The 19,045-nt window shown below is 72.7% G+C and carries 11 protein-coding genes and 1 tRNA gene; 7 read left to right on the top strand and 5 right to left on the bottom strand.

Going from position 1 to position 19,045, the window contains the following annotated elements:
• Positions 1-61 precede the first annotated feature (61 nt).
• A complete protein-coding gene (gene glmU / locus ACWC91_RS20735; RefSeq protein ID WP_225074798.1) occupies positions 62-1,510 on the bottom strand; it encodes a bifunctional UDP-N-acetylglucosamine diphosphorylase/glucosamine-1-phosphate N-acetyltransferase GlmU in 1,449 nt (482 codons plus the stop codon).
• Between the two features lie 128 nt (positions 1,511-1,638).
• Positions 1,639-1,711: transfer RNA gene (locus ACWC91_RS20730), tRNA-Gln, on the bottom strand.
• 237 nt (positions 1,712-1,948) lie between these two features.
• Between ACWC91_RS20730 and ACWC91_RS20725 the strand changes: the two genes are divergently transcribed.
• Complete coding sequence (locus ACWC91_RS20725; protein WP_376500212.1) at positions 1,949-3,331, top strand: sensor histidine kinase; 1,383 nt, start codon at positions 1,949-1,951, stop codon at positions 3,329-3,331.
• A gap of 55 nt (positions 3,332-3,386) precedes the next feature.
• Here ACWC91_RS20725 and ACWC91_RS20720 read toward each other — a convergent pair whose 3' ends face one another.
• Entirely contained in the window at positions 3,387-3,923 is a 537-nt protein-coding gene (locus tag ACWC91_RS20720) for an SUKH-3 domain-containing protein (RefSeq protein ID WP_225074800.1), read from the bottom strand.
• 108 nt (positions 3,924-4,031) lie between these two features.
• Positions 4,032-4,547, bottom strand: a complete 516-nt coding sequence (locus tag ACWC91_RS20715) for a YwqJ-related putative deaminase (RefSeq protein WP_225074801.1) — start codon at positions 4,545-4,547, stop codon at positions 4,032-4,034.
• 312 nt (positions 4,548-4,859) lie between these two features.
• Between ACWC91_RS20715 and ACWC91_RS20710 the strand changes: the two genes are divergently transcribed.
• From ACWC91_RS20710 to ACWC91_RS20700, 3 genes are all read left to right on the top strand, one after another.
• The gene (locus tag ACWC91_RS20710) at positions 4,860-5,879 is read left to right on the top strand and encodes an SMI1/KNR4 family protein (RefSeq protein WP_225074802.1); all 1,020 of its coding nucleotides are present in this window, start codon (positions 4,860-4,862) and stop codon (positions 5,877-5,879) included.
• Between the two features lie 8 nt (positions 5,880-5,887).
• Positions 5,888-8,764 (top strand): SUKH-4 family immunity protein, encoded by a 2,877-nt coding sequence (locus ACWC91_RS20705; protein ID WP_450725998.1) that lies wholly within the window; start codon positions 5,888-5,890, stop codon positions 8,762-8,764.
• Positions 8,765-8,941: 177 nt separating this feature from the next.
• Positions 8,942-9,829 carry a cellulose-binding protein gene (locus ACWC91_RS20700; RefSeq protein WP_450643891.1) on the top strand — a complete coding sequence of 296 codons (888 nt, stop codon included), beginning with the start codon at positions 8,942-8,944 and terminating at the stop codon, positions 9,827-9,829.
• A gap of 19 nt (positions 9,830-9,848) precedes the next feature.
• Here the strand turns inward: ACWC91_RS20700 and ACWC91_RS20695 are convergent, their stop codons facing one another.
• On the bottom strand, positions 9,849-11,342 hold the full coding sequence (locus tag ACWC91_RS20695) for an MFS transporter (protein WP_450643890.1): 1,494 nt from the start codon (positions 11,340-11,342) through the stop codon (positions 9,849-9,851).
• Positions 11,343-11,801: 459 nt separating this feature from the next.
• On the opposite strand from ACWC91_RS20695, the gene ACWC91_RS20690 reads away from it, so the two are divergent.
• From ACWC91_RS20690 to mfd, 3 genes are all read left to right on the top strand, one after another.
• Positions 11,802-12,590, top strand: a complete 789-nt coding sequence (locus ACWC91_RS20690; protein ID WP_225074806.1) for an ABC transporter ATP-binding protein — start codon at positions 11,802-11,804, stop codon at positions 12,588-12,590.
• Entirely contained in the window at positions 12,587-15,166 is a 2,580-nt protein-coding gene (locus tag ACWC91_RS20685) for an ABC transporter permease (RefSeq protein ID WP_450643889.1), read from the top strand. Before ACWC91_RS20690 ends, ACWC91_RS20685 begins: the two co-directional genes overlap by 4 nt.
• A gap of 240 nt (positions 15,167-15,406) precedes the next feature.
• A complete protein-coding gene (gene mfd / locus ACWC91_RS20680; RefSeq protein ID WP_225074808.1) occupies positions 15,407-18,943 on the top strand; it encodes a transcription-repair coupling factor in 3,537 nt (1,178 codons plus the stop codon).
• Positions 18,944-19,045 lie beyond the last annotated feature (102 nt).

Below are 19,045 nucleotides of genomic sequence, written 5' to 3'. Positions count from 1 at the left end.
CTGCACTTGGGGGCGGGCTGCACTTATCACGGTACGCCGTCTTCAGCGTGCCGGTTTCCGGTCAGGCTTCGCCCTCCGGCTGTCCGGATACCGACTCGGCCGCCTTCGCCGCCGCGCTTCCCGGGCGCTTGCGAGCCACCCAGCCCTCGATATTCCGCTGCTGGCCACGGGCCACGGCCAGCGAACCGGGCGGTACGTTCTTCGTGATCACGGACCCGGCGGCGGTGTAGGCGCCGTCCCCGATCGTGACGGGAGCCACAAACATGTTGTCCGACCCGGTCTTGCAGTGCGAGCCGACCGTCGTGTGGTGCTTGCTCTCCCCGTCGTAGTTCACGAACACGCTCGCCGCGCCGATGTTCGTGTACTCGCCGATGGTGGCGTCACCGACGTACGACAGGTGGGGAACCTTGGTCCCCTCGCCGATCGAGGCGTTCTTCGTCTCGACGTACGTACCCACCTTGGACTTGGCTCCGAGGCGGGTGCCCGGCCGCAGGTACGCGTACGGCCCCACGGAGGCCCGCGGGCCCACCACGGCGCCGTCGGACACCGTGTTGTCCACCCGCGCCCCCGCGCCGACCCGGGTGTCCGTCAGCCGGCTGTTGGGGCCCACCTCGCAGCCCTCGCCGAGCCGGGTCGTCCCGTGCAGCTGCGTGCCGGGGTGCACGACGACGTCCTGCTCGAAGGTCACCGTCACGTCGATCCAGGTGGTCGCCGGGTCGACGACCGTGACACCCGAGAGCATCGCGTTCGTCAGGAGGCGGTCGTTGAGGGTCCGCCGCGCCTCGGCCAGCTGCACCCGGTTGTTGATCCCGGCGATCTCCCGGTGGTCGCCGGCCACGCAGGCACCGACCCGGTGCCCGGCCTCGCGCAGGATCCCGAGGACGTCGGTGAGGTACTCCTCGTGCTGGCTGTTGTTCGTCCGGACCTTGCCCAGCGCGTCGGCGAGCAGCCGCCCGTCGAACGCGAACACCCCGGAGTTGATCTCCCGGATCGCCCGCTGGGCCTCGGTGGCGTCCTTGTGCTCGACGATCGCGGTCACGGCGCCCGTGCCGGCGTCGCGGACGATCCGGCCGTAGCCGGTCGCGTCCGGCACCTCCGCGCTGAGCACGGTGACGGCGTTGCCGTCCTCCTGGTGCGTGGTGGCGAGCCGCTGGAGGGTCTCACCGGTGAGGAGGGGAGTGTCGCCGCAGACGACGATCACGGTTCCCTCGACGGGCCCGCCGAGCTCCTCGAGGCCCATCCGGACCGCGTGCCCGGTGCCCTTCTGCTTCTCCTGCACGGCGGTGCGGACCTCGGAGTCGACCTCGGCCAGGTGCTCGGTCACCCGCTCCCGAGCGTGCCCGACCACGACGACGAGGTTCTCCGGCTTCAACTCACGTGCGGCGGCGAGCACATGGCCCACCAGTGACCGGCCGCAGATCTCATGCAGGACCTTCGGTGTGGCCGACTTCATACGGGTGCCCTCACCCGCTGCGAGAACGACGACGGCTGCCGGGCGAATGGCGCTCACGGGATGCCCTTCGGCTGTGGATGGGTGGGGGTGGACATCCGCAGGATACCGGGGCGGTTGTGGGGAGATATGAGAGCGGGTCCCGACCCGTGGGGGCGGGACCCGGACCGGGACCGTGTGCACCGCGGCTCCCCCGCAAGGATTCGAACCTTGTCCTGCTGGTACCAAAAACCAGTGTGCTGCCAGTTACACCACGGGGGACAGCGCTTCAGACCTTACCGGAGACGTACCCGGGTCCGGGCCACGATTCCGTCCCGCCGGCCGCCGGAACGGGCCTGCGGTTCGGGTGGAATGTCCGCTTCCGATCTCGAACGGGGCATGGTTCAGCAGTTCGAGGGATACCGACTGGTTTCGCTGTTATTCGATTACGGAGTGTGCTGGGGTCCGGTACCCGGAACTCACCGGAAATGCCCCGGCCGGCGCCCGTAGGCTGGAGCCATGACCACGACGGGGGAAGACCACGAGGCGGTCCCGACCGGGCCGTGGTGGTGGGCGCGCCGGCGCAGCGCCGCGCTCGACGGGGGGCTGGCGCTGGTGTCCGCGCTGGAGTGCGGGGCCGAGGGCGTGCCGTTCGCCCGGGACGCGGGGATTCCGGCGTCCCTGGGGATCGTGTTCGGGGTGCTGGCGGGGTCCGTTCTGCTCATCCGGCGGCGGTGGCCGATCGCCGTGGTGCTGGTGGCGATCGCCATCACGCCGGCCCAGATGGGCTTCCTGATGGGCATCGTCGGGCTCTACACCCTGGCCTCGTGCGAGTTGCCACGCAGGGTGATCGCCGCGCTGGCCGGGATGTCCCTGCTAGGGACGATGATCGTGACGTTCGTGCGGGTGCGCCAGGACATGGCGCGCGGGGACCTGACCCTCGGCAACTGGTTCGTGCCGTTCGCCGCGGTGACCACCTCGCTCGGGCTGACGGCCCCTCCCCTTCTTCTCGGCCTCTACGTCGGGGCCCGGCGGCGGTTGATGGAGAGCCTGCGGGAGCGGGCGGACAGTCTCGAACGGGAGTTGCAGCTGCTCGCGGAGCGGGCGGAGGAGCGGGCCGAGTGGGCCCGCAACGAGGAGCGGACCCGGATCGCGCGGGAGATGCACGACGTGGTCGCGCACCGGGTGAGTCTGATGGTGGTCCACGCCGCAGCGTTGCAGGCCGTGGCCCGCAAGGATCCGGAGAAGGCGGTGAGGAACGCGGCCCTGGTGGGGGACATGGGGCGGCAGGCGCTGACCGAGTTGCGGGAGATGCTCGGGGTGCTGCGCAGCACGGAGGGGCCCGCCCAGACCCAGGCCCAGGCTCAGGTCCAGGCCCAGAGCCGGGCACAGGCGCAGACGGAGGCGTCGGAGCAGGGTGCGCCCGGTGCGCCGGACGCCGTGCCGCTCGCCGCTGTGGGGGCCGCCGCGGCCGCCGCGGCCTCCCGGGCCGCCGGCGGCACGCCCGAGGGGCCGTGCCTGTCGGAGCTGGACGAGCTGGTCGGGCAGTCGGCTGCCGCCGGGATGGCCGTGGACCTGTCGGTGCAGGGCACGGTCCGCCCGTACGCGGCGGAGGTCGAGCAGACGGCGTACCGCGTGGTGCAGGAGGCGCTGACGAACGTCCACAAGCACGCGGCGGGGGCGAAGACGTACGTGCGGCTGGCGCATCGCTCGGCGGAGATCGCGATGCAGGTGGAGAACGAGCCGCCGCCCGAGCCCGCGTCGGCGTCGGCGGGGCTGCCGTCGGGCGGGAACGGACTGCTCGGTATGCGGGAGCGGGTCGTCGCGCTGGGCGGTGTCTTCGTGTCGGGGCCGACGGATGCGGGAGGCTTCCGGGTGTCGGCGGTGATCCCGGCGTCGTAGCGGCGCTTCCGTCCGGTGCGCGGTGGGTCCCGCCCACCGCGAGCCGTACGGGTGTTCAGCCCGTGGTGAGCCGTACGGGCTCCGTGCCGGAGATGAGGGCCGACAGGGCCTGGTCGATGTCGGGCCCGAGGTACCAGTCGCCGGTGTGGTCGAGGGCGTAGACGCGGCCCTCGGTGTCGATGGCGAGCAGGGACCGGCTGTCGGTCTCGGCGCCCAGCGGGCAGACCTCGGTGTCCAGGGCGCGGCCGAGGTCGCCGAGGGTGCGGGCCATGTGGAGGCCGTGCAGCGGATCCAGGTCGAGGGCGGCGGGAGCGATCCGGCGGCCGGGCCCGGTGGGCGAGACGCGCAGGCCGCCGAATTCCGCCCAGGCCTCGACGGCGGCGGGGAACACGGAGTGGTGGTGGCCGGCGGGCGAGAGGTGCTCGCGCAGGGCGTCGGCCCACACCTCGGCCTGCTTTATGTCCCACCGTCCCGGCTGCCAGCCGGCGGCGCGCAGCGTGGCGTCGACGGGTGCGGCGAAGCGAGCCGGTGTTCCCCCCTGCCCATGGGGAGGAGCCGAGGGTTCGGGGAAGGAGGCGCGGTCGGCGTGCATCTGCCCTTCGTTCGTGGATCGTGCCGCGGCGGGTGGGGCCGTGGCGGGTGGTGCGGTCGTGGGGGGTTTCGCGGCGACCGCGGCCGGGGGGTCTCGTGGCCGGGCGGGTCAGCTCCTCCCGGCGGCGGGGTCGACGATGCGGACGCCGAAGTGGGCGCTGAGCGCGGTGCAGGCCCGGCAGGGGCCGGCGAAGCCGCCGTGCAGGGGGTCGCCGTCCTCGCGGATGCGCCGGGTGGTGAGTTTGGCGTGTTTCAGGCTCTTGCGGGCCTCGCCGTTGCTCATGGGTTTGCGGGAGGCACGTTTGCTCCGGGCGGCGTCGGCGGCGGTGATGTGCCGGGAGATCAGGACGGTCTCGGCGCAGCGGCCGGTGAAGCGGTCGCGCTGGGCGCTGGTGAGGGCGTCGAGGAAGTCCTGGACGAGGGGGTGCAGGGCGGGCGGCTCCTCGCCTCGGGCGGCGGTGCCCGTGAGGGTGGCGCCGCGCACGGAGAGGGCGGCCGCGACGGTCGGGAGAATGCCGTCCCGGCGGTGGCGGAGCGCGGGCGCGTGCGGTGTCTCGGCGCTGCTCCAGCCGACTCTGGGGTCGCCGGAGGCGCTCGTGTGCGATCCCGTCTGCGTCGCGTTCATGATCGTTTTTCCCTCCCGTGCATCCCCCGGAAACTCACAGAGTGCCAAATGGCGTGGCTGCTGCGGAAGCTGGGGCGGTGTGACACACCCCGTCCGGGGCAGTGCGTCACTGGAAGGTGACGGCTGGTCACGGCAAGGCCGGGCCGGCGGGTGGCGGCCCGGTGACCGGTGACGTCGTACCGCATAGGCTGTCGGCACGCCGCGACGCGCGCGGTGGACGCGTTGGAGAGTAGTAGGGATACGGGCCTCGGCGGGGCGGAGCAGCGAGCCGGTCGCCGTGGGCCGTACAGAGTGCCGCAGGGGGCAACAGCCATGACGACAGGTCGGCTCGGGCTTGGGGTACCACCCGGCCGCCAGGCTGGGGGACAGGCCGCGCCGCCGAACGCGGCCTATGCCGGGCAGGTCGTGCACTTCCCGGATCCGGTCCGGGCCGCACGTCACCCGAGAGGGGTGCGGGTGGACGACCACGGTTTCCCCGACTTCTCGCCGTACGCGCGGGCCGCGGTGGAGATCGCGGAGCCGCCGCAGGGGTTCGGGGTCGACGAACTGCGCCTGACGGACTACGTGTCCGCGAACGCGGCGATGGCGGCGTCGGGGCACGAGTTGTGGGACACGGTGCCGAACGTGGCGACCCCGCACGGCTGGACGTGGCACCACGTGGCCGGCTCCCGGCGCCTGGAACTGGTCCCGGTCGAGGTGAAGGCGCTGCTGCGCCACCACGGCGGGATCGCGACCGCGAACGTCGACCAGAACAAGCGGGGCACCCGCCCGCTGCAGGAGACGCGGCCGGCGCACTTCCGGCTGCCGAAGTCGGGTGCCGCGGTGTCGGAGCAACAGGTGCAGGGGGTCGAGGAGGACCTCGGGTACCGGCTGCCGGGCGCCTACCGCTCGTTCCTGAAGGCGGCGGGCGGCTGTGCGCCCGTCGGGACCGCCCTGGACGCGGAGTTGGGACTGCTGGTCGACCAGCCGTTCTTCACGGTCCGCGAAGAAGCCGCGGTCAACGACCTGGTGTACGTCAACAAGTGCCTGCGCGACCATCTGACCAAGGACTACCTGGCCGTCGGCTTCGTCCAGGGCGGACTGCTCGCGGTGAAGGTGAAGGGCGAGCGGGCCGGTTCGGTGTGGTTCTGCGCGTACGACGACGTACGGGACGTGGATCCGTCCTGGCCGCAGGCGGAGCGGGTGCAGCGGCTGCTGCTGCCGTGCGGTGAGGACTTCGACGCGTTCCTGTCCCGGCTGGCGGGTTCGCCGCCGGAGCTGGAGACGGTGGCGAACCTGATGGTGGACGGCGGTTTCGTCCGTGCCGTGGCCGTCTCGTCGGTGGGGGAGTGAGTCGAGCGATGGTGACGTTCGCGCAGGCGCAGGAGCGCGCCGAGGAGTGGATCAACGGGGATGTGCCCGCGTACCAGCACCGCGAGGTGCGGGTACGGGAGTTCGAGCTGGGCTTCGTGGTGTGGGCCGAGGACCGTGAGGGCGGCCCGCGCCTGGACGGGGGCGCGCAGCGGCTGGTGATCGCCCGGGACAGCGGGGAGGCCACGCTGTGGCCCGCGCTGCCGGTGGGCGAGGTGGTCCGCCGGTACGAGGAGGAGTACGGCCGGGTCGAGCCGGCCGCCGCCGCGGCCCCGGCGCCGCCGGCGCGGGTGGACCTGAATCAGACGTCCTTCCTGCTGAGTCCGCCGGAGTGGCTTCAGGAGGCGGCGGACCGGATGGGCATTCCGGACCGGCGCGGCGAATCGGGCACGGGGGGCGGCGCGGCCGCCACCGCGCCGGCGGAGGCGGCCGGGAGTGGTCCGCTTCCTCAGACGCAGGCCGGGGTGCCGCTGGGCGCGTCCGCGGGCGCGGGTGCGCCGGCCGGGGCGACCCCGTGGGCGGGTACGGACACCAACGCCGACACCGGCGACGACCGTTCCGTACCGCTGCCGGCGACCGTGTTCGCGCCGCCGCTGAGCGGTTCCGACGACGACACCCCGCCGCCCGCTGCCCCGCCGGACGCCAAGACGGCGCTGATGGCGGGCGGCAGCGCGCTCCCGCGCACGACGTTCGCACCGGCGGTCGACGAGCCCAACGGGCCGGTCCCGCCGGGCACTTCGCCCGCCCCGGGCGCGGGGTACGGGTATCCGCAGGGACCGGGTGGACCGGGTGGACCGGGTGGACCGGGTGGACCGGGTGGACCGGGTGGACCGGGTGGTCCTGGGGCTCCTGGTGCTCCGCCTCCGCCTCCGCCGCCAGGTGTGCCGCAGGGCAGCACGCCTCCGCCGCTGTCCGGGCCGGTGGGGGATGCCGGGTACGGGTTTCCGCAGGGGCCGGGTGGCCCCGCGGCTCCGGGAACGCCTCCGCCGCCGTCCGGGCCGGTGGGGGATGCCGGGTACGGGTATCCGCAGGGGCCGGGTGGGCCGGGTGGTCCCGGGGCTCCGGGTACGCCGCCTCCGCCGCCGGTACCGGGTGTGCAGGCGCCGGGCGGTACCGGTCACGGGCGGCCGCTCGCGTCCAACGCCGGTGACATCGCCGACGCCGCGACCAGTAAGGCGGCGCCTCCGCCGCGCCGCGGGGGCGGTTCGTCCACGCCTCCGCCGCCGGGTGCTCCGGGCACGCCGGGCGCGCGGCCGGGTGGTCCGTCCACACCTCCCCCTCCGGGCGCCGCGGGCGGTTACGTGCCGACCCAGATGGTGTCGTCGCTCGGCCCCGACGGGCCCGAGGGCCTCACCGGTCCGGGCGCGCCCGGCGGTACGCCCCCGGGCGGCGTCCACCACGCCGCCACGATGTTCGCCGACCCCGGCCAGAGCGGTGGGGGCACCCCGCCCCCGTCGGCTCCGCCCGGTGCTCCGGGTGCTCCGGGTGCTCCGGGAGCGCCCAAGCCGCCCGGTGCCTCCGGCGCGTCGCAGCCGCCGACGCCCCCTGGCGGGCCGGGCGTTCCTGGCGCCCCCGGTGTGCCTCCGGGAGCCCCGGGCATGCCCGGCGCTCCGGGAGCCGTGCACCACGCGGAGACGATGCTGGCCGCGCCCCCCTCGGGCGGTCCCCACACGCCTCCGCCGCCCCCGGGCGCTGCCGGCGCCCCGGGCGGCCCTGGTGCGCCTGGCATGCCTCCGGGCACCCCGCCGCCCATGCCCCCGGGCACCCCGCCGCCCATGCCGCCGGGCGCGGTGCCGCCGCCGGGCGCGCCGCCCGTGCCCGGTCAGGTGATGCCCGGTCAGCCGCCTGTTCCTGGGCAGCATCCCCCGGCCTACGGCTACCCCCAGCAGGGGCGGCCGACCGTCGGGCCCGGCTACCAGGCCGTGTTGCGCTACCGCGCGCACGACGGTTCCGAGCAGCAGCTGATCCGGCGCTCCGCGCCCGGCACGCCGCACCCGGAGTGGCAGATCTTCCACGAACTGCGGGCCATGAACGTGCCGCCGGACCGGGTCCTGGAACTGCACACGGAGCTGGAGTCCTGCGAGCTGCCGGGCGCGTACTGCGCGCGGATGATCCGTGAGCAGTGGCCGCAGGCCCGCATCGCGTCCATCGCCCCGTACGGCACCGACCACGCGAGCCGCCAGCAGGGCATGCAGCAACTGCTCGCTCACCAGGGTGAGTTGCACCAGGTGGCGGACGGACCGGCCCGTCCCGGACCGGTCCGCGCGCCGCTGCCTCCGGTGCAGCCGGTACCGCCGATCCCCCCGGAGGGGATCGCGCAGGAGCTCGCCGCGGCGTTCGGGCCGGGGATCTTCCGGTTCGAACAGGCGGCGGTCTCCCGGCAGGGCGTACCGCCGGTCGTGGCGCACACGCTGGTGGTGGCGGGTCTGCCGATGGACATGGGTCCGTTCTTCTGGGCGCAGGCCCAGCCGGGCCGTCCGGTGCCGACGCTGGCGGAGCTGGCGGCCGAGCGCGGGGTGCAGCCGGCGTCGGACGCGGGTTCCTACCTCGTCATGGGCAGCGACTTCGGCAAGGCGATCTGCGTGCAGTACGGCACGGCGAACATCGTGGCGGTGCCCGTGGAGGCGGGGCCGGGCGGTGCGCCCGTGGCGCCGCAGTTCGTGAACACCGGTCTGCCGGAGTTCGCGCGCTGCCTGGCGCTGCTCGGCCGGATGTGGCGGCTGCGGTTCGGCCTGAACCAGGAGCAGGCGGGCCGCTGGACCGTCGACTTCCAGGCGCAGTTGGCCGCGCTCGACCCGGCGGCGCTCGGTTCGCCCGAGAGCTGGTGGTCGGTGCTGCTGGAGCAGATGTGGGACGGGCTGTTGTGAGCAGGTGAGCGTGTGAGCGTTCGGACCAAGGGGCCGGGCCCGGTCGTGTGACCGGGCCCGGCCCCTTTTGTGTGCGAGGCCGGCTGCCGGTTGCGCCCGGAGTGTCGCGTTATGAACATTTCCGCCCAATCCCTCAAGATGTGCGCGAAATCACCGACGGCGGGAGAGGGGTCCAGGATGGGCAGCGCACCGATGTCGCACCACGGCTTCGTGGTCGTACGGGGACGCGGCTACCGCCCCGATCAGGTGAAGGCCTACGCGGACTCCCTCTCCGGCGACCGGGACGCCGCCTGGGAGCGGGCCGCGCGGCTGACCGTCCTGGCCAGGAACATGGAGGAGGAACTCGCGGTCCTGCGGGAGAGGGTCGCGCGACTGGGCGAGCAGACCTACGAGTCGCTGGGCGAGGGCGCCCGGCGGCTGTACGAGCTGGGACTCGAGGAGGCGCGGAGGGTCCGGGAGCGGGCGCGGCAGGAGGCGGACGAACTGCTGGAGACGGCGCGGACGCACGCGGAGGATGTGCTCCAGGACGCGCGGACGCACGCGGACGCCGTACGCGCCGAGGCCAACGAACGGGCCCGGCAGCGGCTGCTCGGGGCCCGGGCGGAGGCCGACGACATCCGGATCTCCGTGCGGCGCGAGGCGAAGGAGTCCCGCGGCGAGGCACTGGCTGCGCTGCGGGAGGTGCGGCAGCGCACGTCCGGGATGCTCACCGAGCAGTCCCGCGAACAGGCGGACGCCCTGGTCGAGGCGGAACAGGTGGCGACGGAGCGTCAGGTCGCGCTGGAGGTGGACCACACCGAGCGGGTGGCGGCCGCCGAGACGGCGCTGTCCGAGGCGGAGCAGGCCCTCGCCGACGCGTGGGAGGCTGCGCGGCTGGAACCGGAAAAGGCACGTGAGCGGGCGGCGGAGCTGCTGGCCGAGGCGCGGCTGCGCGCGGACCGGATCGAGCACGAGACCGAGCGGGTACTGCGGGAGCACGGCGAGGTGTGGGACGCCGTACGGGCCCAGATGGACACCGTGCGGGACAGCATCACGGCGCTGAAGGAAGGAGCGTGGGCCGAGTAGCGCCCCGCGGCCGGCCGCCTCATTCCTTGAGTACCGGGAAGCGGCGCGGCGCCAGTACCAGCAGCACCGTGAACGCCAGTGCCGCCGCGCACCCCGCTCCCACGTACACCGCGTGGACCGCGTCCGCGATGGCCCGGCGTGTGGCCTCCGGCGCCGTGCCCGAACTCAGCGCCCGCGTCACCGAGTCCAGGTCGCTCGCGCCGCCGAGGCGGGTGGCCAGAACCCCGTTGGCGACCGCGCCGAAGACGGACGCCCCGAGCGTCTGACCGGTCTGGCGGCAGAAGAGGATGGAGGCGGTGGCGGTGCCCCGCTCCGACCACCCCACCGTCGACTGGACGCCCACGATGAGGGGGAGCTGGAACAGGCCGAGGGCCGCGCCCAGCACCAGCATCAGCGCGGCGGGCTGCCAGGCCGCGCCGGGGTAGGGCAGGAAGGGGAAGGCGAACAGGGTCAGCGCCGCCGCGCCGATGCCGAGCATGGCGGTGTTGCGGAAGCCGATCCGCCGGTAGACGTGCTGGCTGAGCGCGGCCGCCACCGGCCAGCTCAGTGTCCAGACCGACAGGACGAAACCGGCGGCCACCGGCGCCAGGCCGAGCACCGACTGGGCGTACGTGGGCAGGAAGACCGTCGGGGCGACCATCAGCAGCCCCAGCGCGCCCAGGGCGAGATTCACCGCGGCGATCGTACGGCGGCGCCACACCCAGCCCGGGAGGATCGGCTCCGCCGCTCGCCGTTCGATCACCACCACCGCGGCGGCCAGCGCCAGCCCCGTACCGAACAGGGCGAGCGACGGCGCCGACAGCCACGGCCACGCCACCCCGCCCTGCACCACCGCGGTGAGCAGGACGCCCGCGCACGCGAACACCGCCAGGGCGCCCGCCCAGTCGACGCGCGGGCGTGACCGCGGCTCCCGCTCGGGCTCCTGCAGGTGGCGGACGATCAGCCACAGGGCGACGGCGCCGATCGGAAGGTTGACCAGGAAGATCCAGCGCCAGTCGGCATAGGCGGCCAGGACTCCGCCCAGGGCCGGTCCGGCGATCGCCGACACCGCCCACACCGTGGAGAGCTTCGCCTGGATCTTCGGACGCTGCTCCAGCGGGTACAGGTCGGCGGCGAGTGTCTGGACCGTGCCCTGCAACGCCCCGCCGCCCAGGCCCTGGACGACGCGGAAGGCGATCAGCGCGCCCATGTTCCAGGCTCCGGCGCACAGCAGGGAGCCGACGAGGAAGACGACCGCGCCCGCGACGAGCACCGGCTTGCGGCCGAAGGTGTCGGACAGCTTGCCGTAGACGGGCAGAGTCACCGTCACGGCCAGCAGATAGCCGGAGAACAGCCACGAGAACACGGAGAAGCCGCCCAGGTCCCCGACGATCTGCGGCACGGCCGTCGACACGATCGTCGAGTCGAGGGCGGCCAGCGCCATGGCCAGCATGAGCGCGGCGACGACCGCGCCCCGCCGGTCGGTCGCGCCGGGTCGAACGGCCTGCCGTGTCGCGGGTTCGGTGCTGCCCACCCCGGATCCTTTCCCCCTGCATCCATCTGCCTCGGACAGCTTCCCACTCGACCTTCACGTGGCGGGAGGGCGGAGGCTGAGGAGTCCGGGAGGCGGAGGCGACCCTGAGAACGTGTCCACCCATGGGGGGAGGCCCCCTAGGGGAAGCTCCGTACCCGGGGTCGGGGAGGGTTCGTACCGACGGAGGACGAGCGGGGACGGGGGCGGTCCTTAACCTGGCTTTACGCCGCGGGGGGCGGTACGCCGGAGCGGCGGGGGTGGGGTTTTCCCCCGGAGAAGACTGCGCTGAGCACCAGCGCGCCGGACACCCCCCGTCGACCAGACTCGACGGCGTACCGCAGCGCACGACGTACACGCACCGACTCGTTCCATCGAACGCGGCCCACCACCGCGATTCACCGGCAGATGCCACTCGCCACCAGACGCGTTTCACCACCAGACCGACATAGGAGACTTGACGTGACAACGGCTGTGACCATTCCCAGGCACGGGGGTACTGGAGGGACTACGGCCGTCGCCGCGCGGGCGCGGCAGGTCGTGAAGGCGTACGGGGCCGGGGAGACCCGTGTCGTCGCCCTCGACCACGTCGACGTGGACATCGCCCGCGGCCGGTTCACCGCGATCATGGGCCCCTCGGGCTCCGGCAAGTCCACGCTGATGCACTGCCTCGCCGGTCTCGACACCGTGACGAGCGGTCAGATCTTCCTGGACGAGACGGAGATCACCGGGCTGAAGGACAAGAAGCTCACACAGCTGCGCCGGGACCGGATCGGCTTCATCTTCCAGGCGTTCAACCTGCTGCCCACGCTGAACGCGCTCGAGAACATCACCCTGCCCATGGACATCGCCGGCCGCAAGCCGGACCGGAAGTGGCTGGAGCAGGTGGTGGAGACCGTCGGCCTCGCGGGACGGCTCAAGCACCGGCCCAACCAGCTCTCCGGCGGCCAGCAGCAGCGCGTCGCCGTGGCCCGGGCCCTGGCCGCCCGGCCCGAGATCATCTTCGGTGACGAGCCGACCGGCAACCTGGACTCCCGCGCGGGCGCCGAGGTGCTGGGCTTCCTGCGCCGGTCCGTGGACGACCTCGGCCAGACGATCGTGATGGTCACGCACGACCCGGTGGCCGCCTCCTACGCCGACCGCGTGCTGTACCTCGCCGACGGCCGGATCGTCGACGAGATGAACCAGCCGACGGCCGATCAGGTCCTGGACCGCATGAAGGACTTCGACGCCCGGGGGCGTACGTCATGACCGTCGTGAAGACCTCCCTGCGCAACTTCTTCGCGCACAAGGGACGCATGGCGCTGTCGGCCGTCGCCGTGCTGCTGTCGGTGGCCTTCGTGTGCGGCACGCTTGTGTTCACCGACACCATGAACACCACGTTCGACAAGCTGTTCCAGGCGACCGCCTCGGACGTGACGGTGAGCGCCAAGGCCTCGTCCGACACCGGTGAGACCACCTCCCGCACCGGCAGGCCGCCGGTCATGCAGGCCTCCGTGCTCGGCGAGGTGCGCCGGGCCCAGGGCGTGCGGGCCGCCGAGGGGACGGTGTTCTCCACCTCGGTGACCGTCGTCGACGCCGACAAGGACAAGCTGTCGCCCAGCAGCGGCGCGCCCACCATCGTCGGCAACTGGAACGACAACGACTCCCGCACCATGAAGATCACCTCCGGTGCGGCGCCCAAGGGCCCGGACCAGGTGATGGTCGACGCCGACACCGCCGACAAGCACCACCTGAAGCTGGGCGACGAGATCGGTTTGATCACCGCGGTCGGCACCCACCGCGCGCACGTGTCCGGCATCGCCGCCTTCACCGTCACCAACCCCGGCGCGGCGATCTTCTACCTGGACACCAGGACCGCCCAGCAGACCCTGGTCGGCCGGACCGGCGTGTACACGAACGTCAACGTGACGGCCGCCGAGGGCGTCACCGACGAGCAGCTGAAGAAGAACGTGGCCTCCGCGCTCGGCGCCGGCTACAAGGTGCAGACCGCCAAGGAGGTCGCCGACGCCAACCAGAAGGACATCGAGAGCTTCCTGAACGTGATGAAGTACGGGATGCTCGGCTTCGCCGGAATCGCCTTCCTGGTCGGCATCTTCCTGATCATCAACACCTTCTCGATGCTGGTCGCCCAGCGCACCCGCGAGATCGGCCTGATGCGCGCCATCGGCTCCTCCCGCCGCCAGGTCAACCGGTCCGTGCTGGTCGAGGCGCTGCTGCTGGGCGTGGTCGGCTCGGTGCTCGGTGTCGGGGCGGGCGTCGGCATCGCGGTCGGCCTGATGAAGCTCATGAGCCAGATGGGCATGCACCTGTCCACCGACGACCTCACGGTCGCCTGGACCACCCCCGTGATCGGCCTGGTCCTCGGCGTGGTCGTCACCGTCCTCGCCGCCTACCTGCCCGCCCGGCGGGCCGGCAAGGTCTCCCCGATGGCCGCGCTGCGCGACGCGGGGACCCCGGCCGACGGCAGGGCAGGAACCGTACGGGCCGTCGTCGGCCTGGTCCTCACCGGCGCCGGCGCCGCGAGCCTGTACGCCGCGGCCAACGCCGACAAGGCCACTCAGGGCTCGGCGTGGCTGGGCCTGGGCGTGGTGCTCACCCTGATCGGCCTCGTCGTCGTCGGCCCGCTGCTCGTGGGCGGCCTGGTCCGCGTGCTCAGCGTGGTCCTGCTGCGGATCTTCGGTCCGATCGGGCGGTTGGCCGAGCGCAACGCGCTGCGCAACCCGCGCCGCACCGGCGCCACGGGTGCCGCGCTGATGATCGGACTGGCCCTGGTGGCCTGCCTGTCGGTGGTCGGCTCCTCGATGGTCGCCTCCGCCACCGACCAGCTCGACAAGACCGTCGGCACGGACTTCATCATCCAGAGTGACAACGGCGAGGTCATCACCCCGCAGGCGGTGAAGGCCGTGAAGGACGCCCCGGGACTGGAGCGGGTCACCGAGTACAAGCTCGTGGACGTCTCCCTGACCACGCCGGACGGCCGTACCTCCAAGAACGAGATGATCAACGCGGCCGACCCGACCTACGCCCAGGACCTGCGCACCAAGACGGTCGAGGGCACGCTCGCCGACGCCTACCGGTCCGACTCGATGTCCGTCCCCGAGGGCTTCGCCAAGAAGCACGGCGTCAAGCCCGGCTCCAAGATCGAGGTCGGTTTCAAGGGCGGCACGACGGCCAGGCTCACGGTCCGCGCGGTCACCAGCGACGACGGCCTGATCGACAACGGCGCCATGTACGTCTCGATCGCCACGGCCGCGAAGTACCTGCCCGCCGACCGGATGCCGCTCGACCTGCTGCTCTTCGCCACCGCCAAGGACGGGCAGGAGACCGCCGCTTACCAGTCGCTCAAGTCCGCGCTGCACGACTACCCGCAGTACACCGTGCGCGACCAGACCGACTACAAAGAGGAGCTGCAGAACCAGATCGGCCAGCTGCTCAACATGGTCTACGGCCTGCTCGCCCTGGCGATCATCGTCGCCGTCCTGGGTGTGGTGAACACCCTGGCGCTGTCGGTGGTCGAGCGGACGAGGGAGATCGGCCTGATGCGGGCGATCGGCCTCTCCCGCCGCCAGCTGCGCCGCATGATCCGCCTGGAGTCCGTGGTGATCGCCCTGTTCGGCGCGCTGCTGGGCCTGGGGCTGGGCATGGGCTGGGGCGCGACCGCCCAGAAGCTCCTCGCCCTGGAGGGCCTGAAGGTCCTGGAGATCCCCTGGGGAACGATCGCCGGAGTCTTCATCGGCTCGGCCTTCGTGGGCCTGTTCGCCGCGCTGATCCCGGCCTTCCGGGCGGGCCGGATGAACGTACTGAACGCGATCGCGACGGAGTAGCGAGCGCGACGCGACCCCTCCGTGGACGGGGGTCACGGTGGAGCCCGGTGCCGGGAAGTCAGGGGGACTTCCCGGCACCGGGCTTGTGCCGGAAGGGGCGGCGGGGGCGTGACCGGGGTTGTCCACAGCCCCCGCGGCACGTCAGCCCGGCGGCGTACGCTGAAGGAATCCCCGGCCCGCCGCACGAGTCGGGATCTTCGCGTTGCCCACCCTCGGACGGATTCGGACGGAAAGCCCCCCATGAGCCTGCACGGTCTGCTCGACGCCGTCGTCAAGGACCCAGCCCTCGCGGAAGCGATCACCGCGGCGGCGGACGGCAACCGCATGCACGTCGACCTCGTCGGTCCCCCCGGCGCCCGCCCCTTCACCGTCGCCGCCCTGGCCCGTGAGGCCGCCCGCCCCGTGCTCGCGGTGACGGCGACCGGCCGCGAGGCCGAGGACCTGGTCGCGGCCCTGCGTTCGCTGCTGCCGGCGGAGAGCGTCGTGGAGTACCCCTCCTGGGAGACGCTGCCGCACGAGCGGCTCAGCCCGCGCAGCGACACCGTGGGCCGCCGCCTGGCCGTGCTGCGCCGCCTGGCCCACCCGAACCCCGGCGATCCGGAGACCGGCCCGGTCTCGGTCGTCGTCGCCCCCGTGCGCTCGGTGCTCCAGCCGCAGGTCAAGGGCCTGGGCGACCTGGTGCCGGTGTCCCTGCGAACAGGGCAGACCGCGGACCTGAACGACGTGGTGGACGACCTCGCCGCCGCCGCGTACTCCCGCGTGGAGCTGGTGGAGAAGCGCGGCGAGTTCGCCGTGCGCGGCGGCATCCTCGACGTCTTCCCGCCCACCGAGGAACACCCCCTGCGCATCGAGTTCTGGGGCGACGACGTCGAGGAGATCCGGTACTTCAAGGTCGCCGACCAGCGCTCCCTGGAGGTCGCCGAGCACGGGCTGTGGGCCCCGCCCTGCCGTGAGCTGCTGCTCACCGAGGACGTACGCGCGCGGGCGCGTGCGCTCGCCGAGCGGCACCCCGAACTCGGCGAGCTGCTGGGCAAGATCGCCGAGGGCATCGCCGTGGAGGGCATGGAGTCCCTGGCGCCGGTCCTGGTCGACGACATGGAGCTGCTGCTCGACGTGCTGCCCAAGGGCGCCATGACCCTGGTGTGCGACCCGGAGCGGGTGCGCACGCGCGCGGCGGACCTGGTGGCGACCTCCCAGGAGTTCCTCCAGGCGTCCTGGGCGGCCTCGGCCGGCGGAGGCGAGGCGCCCATCGACCTCGGCGCGGCCTCCCTGTGGTCGATCGCGGACGTCCGGGACCGGGCGCGCGAGCTGGACATGATGTGGTGGTCGGTGTCGCCGTTCGCCGCGGACGAGACGGCGTACGACGGCGACGCCCTCAAGCTGGGCATGCACGCGCCCGAGACGTACCGCGGGGACATCGCGAAGGCGCTCGCCGACACCAAGGGCTGGCTCGCGGACGGCTGGCGCGCGGTCTTCGTCACCGAGGGCCACGGCCCGGCCTCGCGCACCGTCGAGGTGCTGGGCGGGGAGGGCATCGCGGCCCGCCTCGACGTGGACCTCGGGCAGATTTCCCCGTCGGTCGTGCACGTGGCCTGCGGCGGCATCGACCACGGCTTCGTCGACGCCGCGCTGAAGCTGGCCGTGCTCACCGAGACCGACCTGACCGGCCAGAAGACGGCCGGCCGGGACGGCGCGCGGATGCCGGTGCGGCGGCGCAAGACCGTCGACCCGCTGACCCTGGAGACGGGCGACTACATCGTCCACGAACAGCACGGCGTGGGCCGCTACATCGAGATGGTGCAGCGCACGGTGCAGGGCGCGACCCGCGAGTACCTGGTGGTGGAGTACGCCCCGGCCAAGCGCGGCCAGCCCGGCGACCGGCTGTACATCCCCACCGACCAGCTGGAGCAGATCACCAAGTACGTCGGCGGCGAGGCGCCCACGCTGCACCGGCTCGGCGGCGCCGACTGGACGAAGACCAAGGCGCGGGCGAAGAAGGCGGTCAAGGAGATCGCCGCCGACCTGATCAAGCTCTACAGCGCGCGGATGGCGGCACCCGGGCACGCCTTCGGCACGGACACGCCGTGGCAGCGCGAGCTGGAGGACGCCTTCCCGTACGCGGAGACCCCGGACCAGCTCACCACGATCGCCGAGGTCAAGGAGGACATGGAGAAGTCGGTCCCGATGGACCGCCTGATCTGCGGCGACGTCGGCTACGGCAAGACGGAGATCGCGGTGCGCGCCGCCTTCAAGGCCGTCCAGGACGGAAAGCAGGTCGCGGTCCTGGTCCCGACGACGCTGCTGGTGCAGCAGCACTTCGGCACGTTCTCCGAGCGGTACGCGCAGTTCCCGGTGAACGTCAGGGCGCTCTCCCGCTTCCAGACCGACACCGAGGCGAAGACGGTCGTGGAGGGCCTCGGGGACGGCGCGGTGGACATCGTCATCGGCACCCACCGCCTGTTCTCCTCGGAGACGAAGTTCAAGGACCTCGGTCTGGTCATCGTCGACGAGGAGCAGCGCTTCGGCGTCGAGCACAAGGAGCAGCTGAAGAAGCTCCGCGCGAACGTCGACGTCCTGACGATGTCGGCGACCCCGATCCCGCGCACGCTGGAGATGGCGGTGACCGGCATCAGGGAGATGTCGACGATCACCACGCCGCCCGAGGAGCGGCACCCGGTGCTGACGTTCGTCGGGCCGTACGAGGAGAAGCAGATCGGCGCGGCGATCCGCCGCGAACTGCTGCGCGAGGGCCAGGTCTTCTACATCCACAACCGGGTGGAGTCCATCGACCGCGCCGCGGCCCGGCTGCGGGAGATCGTCCCCGAGGCGCGCATCGCCACCGCCCACGGCCAGATGTCGGAGTCGGCCCTGGAGCAGGTCGTCGTCGACTTCTGGGAGAAGAAGTTCGACGTGCTGGTCTCGACGACGATCGTCGAGTCCGGCATCGACATCTCCAACGCCAACACCCTGATCGTGGAGCGCGGCGACAACTTCGGCCTGTCCCAGCTGCACCAGCTGCGCGGCCGGGTGGGCCGCGGCCGCGAGCGCGGGTACGCCTACTTCCTGTACCCGCCGGAGAAGCCGCTGACGGAGACGGCCCACGAGCGCCTGGCGACCATCGCGCAGCACACCGAGATGGGCGCCGGCATGTACGTGGCGATGAAGGACCTGGAGATCCGCGGCGCCGGAAACCTGCTGGGCGGCGAGCAGTCCGGGCACATCGCGGGCGTCGGCTTCGACCTGTACGTGCGGATGGTGGGCGAGGCGGTCGCGGACTACCGGCGGCAACTGGAGACGGGGGAGATCGAGGAGGAGCCGCCGCTCGAGGTCAAGATCGAGCTGCCGGTCGACGCGCACGTCCCGCACGACTACGCGCCCGGCGAGCGGCTGCGCCTTCAGGCCTACCGGTCCATCGCCTCCGCGAACTCCGAGGAGGACATCAAGGCCGTCCGCGAGGAGCTCACCGACCGCTACGGCAAGTTGCCCGAGCCGGTGGAGAACCTGCTGCTGGTGGCCGGGCTGCGCATGCTCGCCCGGGCCTGCGGTGTCGGCGAGATCGTCCTCCAGGGCAACAACATCCGCTTCGCCCCGGTGGATCTGCGCGAGTCGCAGGAGCTGCGCGTCAAGCGCCTCTACCCGGGCTCGGTGATCAAGCCGGCCGTCCACCAGGTCCTCGTGCCCCGTCCCAAGACCGCGAAGATCGGCGGCAAGCCGCTGGTCGGCCGTGAACTGCTGGGCTGGGTGGGGGAGTTCCTGGCGTCCATCCTGGGGTCGTAGCCCGCGCGTCCTGGGGGTCGCGGAGGGTGCGCGGTCCGCGCGTTCGCCCCCCGTGACCCCAGTACCCCCCGTGTGGCCTGGACATATTCCCCGCTACGGTGG

This window comes from Streptomyces sp. NPDC001204 (assembly GCF_053598035.1).
This window is presented reverse-complemented; position numbering and strand designations above follow the sequence as displayed.

What these genes read in the sequence shown, in the direction of transcription:
- ACWC91_RS20725 (WP_376500212.1), top strand. Translation starts at nt 1,949, where the DNA reads ATGACCACGACGGGGGAAGACCACGAGGCGGTCCCGACCGGGCCGTGG.
- ACWC91_RS20720 (WP_225074800.1), bottom strand. Translation starts at nt 3,923, where the DNA reads ATGCACGCCGACCGCGCCTCCTTCCCCGAACCCTCGGCTCCTCCCCAT.
- ACWC91_RS20715 (WP_225074801.1), bottom strand. Translation starts at nt 4,547, where the DNA reads ATGAACGCGACGCAGACGGGATCGCACACGAGCGCCTCCGGCGACCCC.
- ACWC91_RS20710 (WP_225074802.1), top strand. Translation starts at nt 4,860, where the DNA reads ATGACGACAGGTCGGCTCGGGCTTGGGGTACCACCCGGCCGCCAGGCT.
- ACWC91_RS20705 (WP_450725998.1), top strand. Translation starts at nt 5,888, where the DNA reads ATGGTGACGTTCGCGCAGGCGCAGGAGCGCGCCGAGGAGTGGATCAAC.
- ACWC91_RS20700 (WP_450643891.1), top strand. Translation starts at nt 8,942, where the DNA reads ATGGGCAGCGCACCGATGTCGCACCACGGCTTCGTGGTCGTACGGGGA.
- ACWC91_RS20685 (WP_450643889.1), top strand. Translation starts at nt 12,587, where the DNA reads ATGACCGTCGTGAAGACCTCCCTGCGCAACTTCTTCGCGCACAAGGGA.
- mfd (WP_225074808.1), top strand. Translation starts at nt 15,407, where the DNA reads ATGAGCCTGCACGGTCTGCTCGACGCCGTCGTCAAGGACCCAGCCCTC.